This window comes from Natronococcus amylolyticus DSM 10524, assembly GCF_000337675.1.
Classification (GTDB): domain Archaea; phylum Halobacteriota; class Halobacteria; order Halobacteriales; family Natrialbaceae; genus Natronococcus; species Natronococcus amylolyticus.
On sequence record NZ_AOIB01000015.1, the window covers coordinates 222,366 to 232,276 of the forward strand.

Here is a 9,911-nt window from a genome sequence, read left to right on the forward strand (position 1 = left end):
GACTCACGGCGATTTCCGCACCGTGACGGTTCTGGTCGACGTCTCCGCGTACAGCGAGTACAGCAGGACCGCACAGCCGCCGGCGGTGAACGAGCTCTGGACGGCGACCCCGAGCGCGATCCGACCGGCGACGAGGTGGACGGCTCCGCCGAGAACCGATCCGGCGACGAGCAGCCCGAATCCGACGGCGACCGCCCGGAGGGGTCCGGCACCGGTCCGTCGGAACGCACGGTAAGCGAGGACGGCGACCGCGCCGCCGGTGAGCAACGTTGCCGTGTTTGCGGCTGCGATAAGGACGCTGTATTCGTTTATGGGACCTCGCTTCCCGAGCGGGAGTACCGCTCGAGAACGCGTTCGTTCGCCGCTGGGTCACGCGAGTACTTCAGTCGGGTGGCCGGTTCCCACTCGAGTGGAACCGTTCGGGTCCGTTACTCCGCGATCGTCTCCGCCCACTCGTCGACCCACCGCTCGAGGTCGGAGCGGAGTCGATCGTACCCGACCGAGACGGGGTCGGACGGAACCGCCGCGGTCTCCTCGAACGGCTCGTCCAGTTCGAGGAACGCTCGACTGAGCGCCGGCATCGCGGAGTGATGCTCGGCGAACGCGGCCTGAACGTCGCTCGAGAGCAGGAAGTTCAGGAAGTCGTAGGCGAGATCCACCTTCTCGGCGTCCTCGAAGACGGCCGCGCCGATCGGCGTCTCGTACCCCTGTTCGTCCGGAAAGGCGAGCTCCCAGTCGTCGATCTCCCACCCCTCGCGCTCGGCGAAGGCGGCGTCGGTCGAGTAGCCGACCGTGAGCGGGCGATCGCCGTCGGCGAACGCGGTCGTCGACGCCATCCAGTCGTCGACGAGCTCGAGTCCGTTCTCCTCGAGATCGCCCCAGTAGCGGCGATAGCCGTCGTCACCAACCGCCTCGACCGTCCAGAGCAGGAAGGCGAGACCGGCGTCGGAGCGATCGGGACGCGGGGCGAGCAGCCGTTCCTCGTACTCGTCGTCGAGCAGGTCGCTGAGTTCGTCGGGTCCGTCGAGTTCGCTCTCGTCGTACCACAGACAGCTGTACCGGACGCCGACCGGAACAACGCGCCCCGAGGGATCCCCGAACTCGAGACCGTCGCGGATGCGCTCGGTTGTCGGAAGCCGATCGGCGCCGAGTTCCCGAAACAGGGAGTGCGACGCGAGGTCGGCGTCGAGTCCGGCGAGATCCGGCGGCGTGAGTCCGAGGTAGACGTCGGCGTCGATCTCCGCGTCCTGCTCGGCCCGTCTGCGGTAGTGGTCGAGACCGGCCTCCGGAATCGTCCACTGGAGTTCGGCGTCGGGGAACTCCTCCTCGAAGGCCTCCTTGATCCACTCGCCGACGGCCCGCTCGCCGACGACCATCGACTCGGTCGTCGCCACCCGGAACGTCCCCTCGAGGTCGGGCTCGTCCGGCTCGGTGTCGTCGCGCTCGGTCGCGTCGGTCGCCTCCTCGTCCTCGTTCTCGCCGTCTTCGTCGTCATCGTCCTCATCGTCGTCCCCGACGGGGGAGGAACAGCCGGCCATCCCGGCGAGCGCTCCGACGCCGACGGTCCGCACGACCGAACGCCGATTCATGCTGGGAGCCACACACTGTGTCGTCTTAAGCGCCGGGATCGGCCGCCGGATACCGAGGGCCCCCATCACAGAAAGGCTTTGACGGTCGACGGCGATCGGCCCCTGTGACAGCCACCACGAACTCGCCGCGGCGGCGCCACGTGCTCGGCGGCGTCGTCGCGGTCCTCGGCCTGCTGACCGGCGCGATCCTGCTCGAGGTGCTCGGAACGATCCTCTTTGCGCTGACGGTCGCGTACGTGCTGGTGCCGGTTCAGGCGTGGCTGGTCAGGCGCGGCCTCGGCGAGTGGACCGCCACCGTCGGCGCGACGCTCGTCGGGTTCGTGAGCGCGACGGCGGTGTTCGCGCCGATCGTCCTCACGCTGTACTTCCGGGTCGACGAGGTGATCGCCCTCGTCGAGGGGGTGCCGGCCGAGATCCCGGTGACGGTTCTCGAGATGACGTACACGATCGAGACGCGGGAGGTCCAGGCGCTCGCGGTCTCGTTCCTCCGCGACGTGGCCGTTTCGCTGGCCTCGTCGTTGCCCGTCCTCGCGATCAAGTTCGCGCTGTTCGTCATCCTGCTGTTCGCGCTGCTGTACAGGGGCGACGCCGCCGCACGCGCCGCGATCGCGCCGGTCCCCCACGAGTACAGAGGAATCGTTCGAGCGCTCGCGGTCCGAGCCCGAGAGACGCTGTACGCGATCTACGTGCTGCAGCTCGCGACGTCGGTGGCCTCGCTCCTGATCGGCTACCCGCTGTTTCACCTGCTCGGCTACGAGATGGCGTTCACCCTCGCGCTGTTCGCCGCGATCTTGCAGTTCGTGCCGATCATCGGTCCGAGCCTGTTGATCGCGCCGATCGCGCTCTACCACGTCGCCGCGGGCGACATCGTCGCGGCCGCGCTGGTCGGCGTCCTCGGCATCGGGCTCGTCGCCTGGCTGCCCGACATCGCCGTCAGACCCCGCCTCGCCCGCCGCTCGGCCGGACTGCCGGGAAGCCTCTACTTCGTCGGCTTCACCGGCGGACTGTTCACCCTCGGGGCGATCGGGATCGTCGTCGGCCCGCTGATCGTCGCGATCTTCGTCGAAGCGGTCGAGCTGCTCGCCGACGAGGTCAACGGGGACCTGACCCTCGAGGAGCTCACGTCACCCGAGTCCGAGCCCGATCTCGAACCCGGTACGCACGCCTCGAGTACCGATGTCGAGTCCGAGGCTTCGACCGACGACTGACCGAGCCGAACCAGCCAACACGCCTTTCTCCCTGCTCGTCGTCGACCGCCTATGGTCAGTGGCCGAACGATTATCAACGCGATCATCGGGGCCGTCGTCGGAATCGTTCTCTCTTTTATCCCGTTCTCGACGGTCGTCGGCGGCGCTGTCGCCGGGTTTCTCGAGGGGCCGGACGACCGAGACGGGGCGATCGTCGGCGCCCTCGCGGGCGCGATCACGTTCGTCCCAATCGCCGCCGTCGCCGTACTGGGAATCGGCTTCGTCGGATTCGGGTTCGGTGTCGCCGCCGCACCCGCGGAGGGCTTTGCGTTCGTCGTGCTATTGATCCTCGTCGGGGTCCTGTTCGCGTTCGTCTACACCGTCGGCCTGTCGCTGCTCGGTGGGTACCTCGGGGCCTACCTCGCGCGGGAGTACCCCGGAAAACACGCGCGAACGCGGGAGACGTTCGATGGGAGGCGACGGGAGCCGACCCCTCGTTCCGGGACCCGAGCGCGCGAGCGGGACGCGGAGAGGGCCGACCGATCCGAATCGGATCGGCCGACACGAAACGAACCAGCCGACAACCGCGAGGACGACGACCTCGATCCGTCGCGGTGGCACGAACCCGAACCCCGGGACCGCGAGCGAGACGAGTAGCCGCCGCTAGGTGAATTCGAAGAGCGCCGACGTCCGGTCGTCCTCGCGGCCCGTGAGATACAGCGCCCCAGACTCCACGGCGGGACCGCTCACCGGTCTTGCGTCGCCGTCGTACTGCCACTCGAGCTCGCCGCTTTCGGCGTCGAACGCGCCGATCGTCTCGCCACTACCCGATCCGGAACCCCGGTCGCGACGCACTCGAGCGAAGATCAGCCCGGAACCGATCACGGGTCCGGCCGCGTACGACGAGGCAGCTCGCTCCGATCGCCAGACGCGGTCGCCCGAGTCGGGCTCGACGACGGTGAGCGCGCCCCCGTCGTCCGACGCACAGACGATCCCGTTCCCGACGGCGACGGCGTCGACGTCGCGATCGGCGACCTCGGTCCGCCACCGGACGGCGCCGTCGAAATCGACCGCGATCACCGTTCCCGACCCGGTCCCGACGTAGACGCCGCCGTCCGTGACGGCCGGTCCGGCCGTGATCTCGTCGTCGGCGTTGGTCCGCCAGCGGACGTCGCCGGTCTCGTCCTCGAGCGCATGGAGTGTCGCGTCGCCGCCGCCGAGGTAGATCGTCCCGTCCCGGCTCGCGGGGGTCGCCGTCGGTCGCACGCCGATCGGTTGCTCCCAGCGTTGGTCGCCGTCCTCGAGGTCGTGGGCGGCGAGGCCGAGCGGCGTACTCACCAGCGAGAGATCGCCAGCGATGGTCGGGTCGGACCGAAACGGTCCGAACCGAACCGACTCCTCGGTCCGCCAGCGCTCGTCGCCGTCACGGTCGAACGCTCGGAGCGAGGACCGGGAGCCGATCAGAACTTCGTCCTCGGTTACGGCGGGCGCCGTCCGCGGCTCGAACTCCTCCGGTGCAGCAGTCCACTCCCGCTCTCCGGTTTCGGTGTCGACCGCGAACAGCTCCTCGTCCAGGTCCGACGCGACGACGGTCCCGTCCCGAACGACTGGGTGAACGTGACCGATGTGGGTCTCGTACGATTCGGTCCACGAGACCGACAGCGGCGGCTTCGGCGTCGCTTCCGGGGGAACGGCCCGCGTGTTCGCCGGGTCGCCGTGGACGACAGACCACGACGTCCGGTCCGGGGCCAGCGAGGGATCGACGCTCACCTCGCCGTCGAACGTCTCGAGGTCGCTCGAGTTGCGGCCGAAACAGCCCGCGCTCGTGGCCGTTATCGCGCAGGCGCCCACCGCGAGGACGGCTCTACGACGCATCGTCACCACCGAACTTCGCGAGCCGTCCCCATCGGGTGGTCGCGTAGAGCGCGCCGTTCGCGACCGCTTGGCCGTCGGTCGGAAGCTCGCGGCCGAACGACCCGCCTTCGAAGTAGTCGCTCTCCTCGTCGTCGCCGACCGCCCCCCACCGGTGCTCGCCGTCCTCGCGATCGAGCGCGCCGAACCCGACGAGGACGCGGTCGCCGACGACGACCGGGGCGCCCGTGATCGGCGTCCGATCGGTTCCGCTCGAGGACTCGTCGTCGTCCGGGGCGAGGTTCACGTGGCGCCACCGCTCCTCGCCGGTGTTCCGATCGACCGCGTAGGCGTTCTTGGCGCCGAGGTACACCGCGTCCTCGTCGACGGTCGGGGAACTCGTCTCGTCGACGCCGGTCGCGAAGGTCCACTCGAGGCTCCCGTCCTCGACCGACCGTGCCTGTAGCTCGCCGGGAACAGCGACGTAGACGGTTCCGTCGGCGACGGCAGGAGAGGGGAACGCCCCGGACCAAATGCGATCCTCGAGCTCGATCGCCCACCGCTCCGAGCCGGACTCCCTGTCGAGTCCGCGAACGAGCACCGTCCAGGGGGGCGGATCGTCGTTCGATCCCGTCAGTACGATGACCGTCTCGTCGCCCACTGCGGGTCGCCCCGTCGCACGATGCTCGTCTCCCAGTCCGAGTCGATCGCGGATCCCTTTCTGTCGGTCGTCCCAGCACCGCTCTCCGGTGTCGACGTCGACGGCGAAGACGCGCCCGTCGTCGGTCTGGACGTAACACCAGCCGTCGGCGATCGCGGGCGTGCGAACCGCCGCGCCAAGGTCCGTCTCCCAGACGACGTCGCCGCCGCGGCGCTCGAGTCGGGCCAGCGTCCCGTCCCCGTCGCCGACGACGAGGCCGTCGCCGACGAGCGCGGGCGCCCCGCTCGGATCCGAGAGCGGGTGTTCCCACTCGAGTTCGCCGGTGGCCTCCTCGAGTGCGAACACCGTACCTCCGTCGTCCTGTTCCGGGGGGAACCGGTCGTCGGGAGCGGACAGGCCGTAGACGACGTAGACGCGCTCGTCGTCGACGACGGGGGCGCTGGCGACGCCCCCGTGATCGTCGTACTCCCAGGCGTCGAACCGCCAGCGTTCGGTCGGGTTGTCCGGCGGTGGGTCGCCGTCGGGGTCGAGGCCGGTGTTCGCAGCGTCGAACCCGGGCATCGACCACCCCTCGGGCGGCGGCTCGGCGTCCGTTCGGGGCGGACACTCCTCGTCGAGGCAGCCGGCGACGCCGGCGGTGCCGGCTCCGCAGACCGCCGCGAGGACGTGTCGGCGCTGCATACTGTTCGATTTCCCAAACCGGAGCTATATGCTTTGTTGGCCGGCCGGTCACTCGTACCGGAGCGCGTCGATCGGATCCGTCCGGGCCGCCCGCCAGGCGGGGTATAGCCCGGAGAGGATCCCCACGAGGACGCCGACGGCGATCGCGAGCGCGACGTACTCGAGGGGGTAGACCAGCGGCAGGTCGATGTACCACGCGCCCAGATAGCCCGCGGCCAGCCCGAGTGCGGTCCCCAGGACCGCGCCGACGACGCCCAGAATTACCGCCTCGGCGAGGAACAGCCCCAGCACGTCGCGGTTCTGGGCGCCGACGGCCTTCATGATCCCGATCTCGCGGGTCCGTTCGGTGACGCTGACAAGCATGATGTTCGCGATCCCGATCGACCCTACCAACAGGGAGATCGCCGCGATGCCGACGATGAAGTTCTGCAGGAGGTCGAGGACGTCCTCGAGCTGCTGGAGCAACTCGGCGCTGGTCTGGAACGTCATCGCGAGCTCCTCGCCGAGGAACTCGCTCGCGTCCGAGTCGTCGCTCTCGAGGTAGTCGACCGCGGCCTCGCGGGCGGCGTCGACGTCGTCCTCGTCGGCGGAGGGGGCCTCGACGACGACCGCGATGAAGCGCGCGTCGCCGCCGTCGGCCTGCGCTTGCGCCGCCTGGTCGGCGTCGTCGGCTTCGGCGGCGTCCTCGCCGGCTCCGTCACCGACGTCCTCGCTCCCGCCCGTCCCGCCCGGTCCCTCGTCGCCGAGCCCCGCGGCGCCGGCCTGCTCGACGTAGTAGGGGTCGGTCGGCACGTAGATCCGCGGCGAGGCCTCGAAGCCTTCGAACGGGCTCAGTCCCTCGTTGCTGTCGGTGATGCCGACGACCTCCGCGGTCGCCTGTTGGCCGCCGAGGATCGTGATCGTGATCTCGTCGCCGACGCTGACGTTCTCCTCGAACTGGCCCGCCGCGGCGGGGTTCAGTACCGCCTCGCGCTCGCCGGGCTCGAACTGCCGACCCTCGCGGAGCGTGTCCTCGCGGACGTAGGACGGGCCGGTCGCGATCACCCCGTCGCCCTGAGCGACCTGCTCGTCGCCGCTCGAGACCGCCTGGCTCTGAATCGGCGCGTAGCCGTAGGCCGCGTCGACGGCCTCGAGCCCCTCGATCGACTCGAGGTCGTCCCCGCTGACGACGGGCTGGGCGCCCGCCAGCGGTCCGCCCTCGGTGTCCGGGTCGGCTGCCCAGCCGTAGATATTGCGCTGATCGTCCGGGCTGATGTCGCCGACGATCCCCGCCTGCAGGCTCGCGCCCAGCGTGACGAACGCGATCACCGCGGCGATCCCGATCACGATGCCGAGCGTCGTCAGCGCCGACCGGAGCTTGTGGCCCCGGATCGAGCGCCAGGAGAGTCGCAGGCTCTCGAGGAGGTTCATCGCTCCTCCCTACCGCCGTCGGCTGGCTCATCCGGTTCACCCGCCGAGCCGAGCTCCTCGATCCGTTCGATCTTCCCGTCGAGCAGGTGGATGATCCGTTCGGCGCGCTCGGCGACGTGGCGCTCGTGGGTAACGACGACCAGCGTCGTCCCCGCGTCGTGGAACTCGCCGAAGAGGTCGAGCACCTCGGCTTCGGTCCCGGTGTCGAGGTTTCCGGTCGGTTCGTCGGCCAGTACGAGCGCCGGATCGTTCACCAGCGCCCGCGCGAGCGCGACCCGCTGGCGCTGGCCGCCCGAGAGTTCGTTCGGGACGTGGTCGATGCGGTCGCCGAGGCCGACCCGCTCGAGCAGATCCCGGGCTCGTTCGCGACGCTCGTCCCGGCCGACACCCTGAAACAGCTGGGGGAGCGCGACGTTCTCGAGGGCGGTCAGCCGTGGCATGAGGTTGAACGTCTGAAAGACGAAGCCGACCGTAGACCCACGAAGGGTGGTCCGCTCCCGATCGCTCAGGGTCGCCACGTTCGAGCCGTCGACGACGACGGCTCCCTCGGTCGGCGTATCGAGACAGCCGACGAGGTTCATCAGCGTCGATTTCCCGGAGCCGCTCGGTCCCATGATTGCGGTGTACGACCCCCTCGGAATCTCGAGATCGACCCCGTCGAGGGCGTGAACCGGCTCCCCGAGCTGGTAGGTCTTCCGGACGTCCTCGAGGCTGACGGCCGTCGCCCCGTTCACTTCGGTCTCGGCGCCCGGTCGTGTCATAGTGTTCCAAAGGCTTCCCTGGCGAAAAAGGTTCCAATCCGGGTGATGGTCGCCGCAATCGGTGGTTTTCGAGTTGGATCGTGCTCCGGACAGTCCTGTTAGTAGGCGACGCAAAACATATGTAGTTGCTAAGTAAATAGTCAGCAAATAAAACCGTGACTGCAATCGACATCTCGAACGTGACCAAACGGTACGGCGACGAACTCGCCCTCGAGGGACTGAATCTCACGGTCCGAGAGGGCGAAGTGTACGGCTTTCTCGGCCCCAACGGGGCGGGGAAGTCGACGACGATCAACCTCGTGCTCGACTTCATCAGACCGACCGCGGGCGAGGTGTCGGTGTTCGGGCGGGACGCCCAGGACGCGAGTCTCAAGATCCGCGAGCGAACCGGGATCCTGCCCGAGGGGATCGAGCTCTACGATCGGCTGACGGGGCGCCAGCACGTCGAGTTCGCCATCGAGTCCAAGGCGGCCGACGACGACGCCGAGGACCTCCTCGAGCGGGTCGGGATCGCCGACGCCGCCGACAAGAAGGCCGGCGGCTACTCGAAGGGGATGGCCCAGCGGCTCACGCTGGCAACGGCGCTGGTCGGCGAGCCCGACCTGCTGATCCTGGACGAGCCCTCGACCGGGCTCGACCCCAACGGCGCCCGCGAGATGCGCGAGATCATCCGCGAGGAGAACCGCCGCGGTGCGACCGTCTTCTTCTCCTCGCACGTCCTCGGCCAGGTGGAGGCGATCTGCGACCGCGTGGGAATCCTCCGAAATGGCGAGCTGATCGCCGAGGACACCATCGCCGGGCTCGAGGACGCGGTACCCGACCGAACCCGGCTTCGCGTACGGCTCGATCGGATCCCCGAAGACTCGGCGGCAGCGCTGTCGGCCGTCGAGTCGATCGACGGCGTCTCCGAGGTCGAGGCCGAGGGGACGACGCTGGTCGTAAGCGTCGCCGACGAGGCGAAGACGACCGTCCTCCGCACGATCGAGGACCACGACGTCACCGTCGAGGACTTCGAGACCGACGAGTCCTCGCTCGAGGACCTGTTCGTGGCCTACACGGCCGAGGAACGAGAGGTGGCGCCGTGAGCGCGATCGCCGTCGCCAAGAAGGACTTCCGCGACGCCGTGCGCTCGCGGACGCTGCTGGTTCTGACGGCGCTGTTCGCTCTCTTCACCGTCGGCGGGGCGTACCTGGCTTCCTGGGCGGCCGAGGTGCTCGACGGTGGCGCCGAGACGACGCTCGACCTCATCATCGCGCTCCAGACGCCCGCAGGCTACCTCGTGCCGATCATCGCGCTCGTCGTCAGCTACGCCGCGATCGCCGGCGAGCGCGAGAGCGGGAGTCTGAAGTTCCTGCTCGGCCTGCCCCACACCCGCCGCGACGTCGTGATCGGAAAGATCCTCGGCCGAACCGGCGTCGTCGGGGTCTCGATCCTCGTCGGCTTCGCGTTCGGGCTGATCGGACTGTTCGCGTTCGTGGGATCGGTCTCGCTGGTCGACTACCTCGGCTTCACGCTCGTCACGTTGCTGTTCGGGCTGGTCTACGTCTGTATCGGCGTGGGGCTCTCCTCGATGACCCGCTCGACGACGAAGGCAGCGATCGGCGCGTTCGGCCTGATCGTCTTCTTCTGGTTCGCCTGGTCGATCCTCGTGCAACTCCTGTTGTACGCCGTCGAGGGCCAGTTCTTCGTCGAGGAGTTCCCCGACTGGTACGTCACGCTGCTCTCGCTGTCGCCCGACGCGGCCTACGGCTCGGCGCTGGGGGCCGTCCTC

The 9,911-nt window shown here is 69.1% G+C and carries 10 protein-coding genes; 4 read left to right on the forward strand and 6 right to left on the reverse strand.

The features are described from left to right. Window positions 1-3: 3 nt before the first annotated feature. The gene (locus C491_RS07055; RefSeq protein WP_049891547.1) at window positions 4-312 is read right to left on the reverse strand and encodes a DUF7521 family protein; all 309 of its coding nucleotides are present in this window, start codon (window positions 310-312) and stop codon (window positions 4-6) included. 116 nt (window positions 313-428) lie between these two features. Further along, a complete protein-coding gene (locus C491_RS07060) occupies window positions 429-1,589 on the reverse strand; it encodes a thiamine ABC transporter substrate-binding protein (RefSeq protein ID WP_005554836.1) in 1,161 nt (386 codons plus the stop codon). 104 nt (window positions 1,590-1,693) lie between these two features. On the opposite strand from C491_RS07060, the gene C491_RS07065 reads away from it, so the two are divergent. Next, the gene (locus tag C491_RS07065; protein WP_152421287.1) at window positions 1,694-2,797 is read left to right on the forward strand and encodes an AI-2E family transporter; all 1,104 of its coding nucleotides are present in this window, start codon (window positions 1,694-1,696) and stop codon (window positions 2,795-2,797) included. 51 nt (window positions 2,798-2,848) lie between these two features. Then, window positions 2,849-3,433 (forward strand): DUF5518 domain-containing protein, encoded by a 585-nt coding sequence (locus C491_RS07070; protein ID WP_005554838.1) that lies wholly within the window; start codon window positions 2,849-2,851, stop codon window positions 3,431-3,433. 6 nt (window positions 3,434-3,439) lie between these two features. Here C491_RS07070 and C491_RS07075 read toward each other — a convergent pair whose 3' ends face one another. Genes C491_RS07075 through C491_RS07090 form a run of 4 tightly spaced genes read right to left on the reverse strand, consistent with a single transcriptional unit; the run spans window position 3,440 to window position 8,140 of the window. Then, window positions 3,440-4,651, reverse strand: a complete 1,212-nt coding sequence (locus C491_RS07075) for an outer membrane protein assembly factor BamB family protein (protein WP_083909289.1) — start codon at window positions 4,649-4,651, stop codon at window positions 3,440-3,442. Then, the gene (locus C491_RS07080) at window positions 4,641-5,969 is read right to left on the reverse strand and encodes an outer membrane protein assembly factor BamB family protein (RefSeq protein ID WP_005554840.1); all 1,329 of its coding nucleotides are present in this window, start codon (window positions 5,967-5,969) and stop codon (window positions 4,641-4,643) included. Before C491_RS07080 ends, C491_RS07075 begins: the two co-directional genes overlap by 11 nt. A 48-nt stretch (window positions 5,970-6,017) precedes the next feature. Then, window positions 6,018-7,379 carry an ABC transporter permease gene (locus tag C491_RS07085; protein ID WP_005554841.1) on the reverse strand — a complete coding sequence of 454 codons (1,362 nt, stop codon included), beginning with the start codon at window positions 7,377-7,379 and terminating at the stop codon, window positions 6,018-6,020. Next, complete coding sequence (locus C491_RS07090) at window positions 7,376-8,140, reverse strand: ABC transporter ATP-binding protein (protein WP_005554842.1); 765 nt, start codon at window positions 8,138-8,140, stop codon at window positions 7,376-7,378. Before C491_RS07090 ends, C491_RS07085 begins: the two co-directional genes overlap by 4 nt. 155 nt (window positions 8,141-8,295) lie before the next feature. Here C491_RS07090 and C491_RS07095 point away from each other — a divergent pair, with 155 nt between their 5' ends. Together C491_RS07095 and C491_RS07100 are read left to right on the forward strand one after the other, a co-directional pair. Beyond that, window positions 8,296-9,225 (forward strand): ABC transporter ATP-binding protein, encoded by a 930-nt coding sequence (locus C491_RS07095; RefSeq protein WP_169331731.1) that lies wholly within the window; start codon window positions 8,296-8,298, stop codon window positions 9,223-9,225. Beyond that, a partial coding sequence (locus tag C491_RS07100) for an ABC transporter permease (protein WP_005554844.1) occupies window positions 9,222-9,911 on the forward strand: 690 nt, incomplete at its 3' end. The genes C491_RS07095 and C491_RS07100, both read left to right, overlap by 4 nt.

What these genes read in the sequence shown, in the direction of transcription:
- C491_RS07060 (WP_005554836.1), bottom strand. Translation starts at nt 1,589, where the DNA reads ATGAATCGGCGTTCGGTCGTGCGGACCGTCGGCGTCGGAGCGCTCGCC.
- C491_RS07070 (WP_005554838.1), top strand. Translation starts at nt 2,849, where the DNA reads ATGGTCAGTGGCCGAACGATTATCAACGCGATCATCGGGGCCGTCGTC.
- C491_RS07075 (WP_083909289.1), bottom strand. Translation starts at nt 4,651, where the DNA reads ATGCGTCGTAGAGCCGTCCTCGCGGTGGGCGCCTGCGCGATAACGGCC.
- C491_RS07080 (WP_005554840.1), bottom strand. Translation starts at nt 5,969, where the DNA reads ATGCAGCGCCGACACGTCCTCGCGGCGGTCTGCGGAGCCGGCACCGCC.
- C491_RS07085 (WP_005554841.1), bottom strand. Translation starts at nt 7,379, where the DNA reads ATGAACCTCCTCGAGAGCCTGCGACTCTCCTGGCGCTCGATCCGGGGC.
- C491_RS07090 (WP_005554842.1), bottom strand. Translation starts at nt 8,140, where the DNA reads ATGACACGACCGGGCGCCGAGACCGAAGTGAACGGGGCGACGGCCGTC.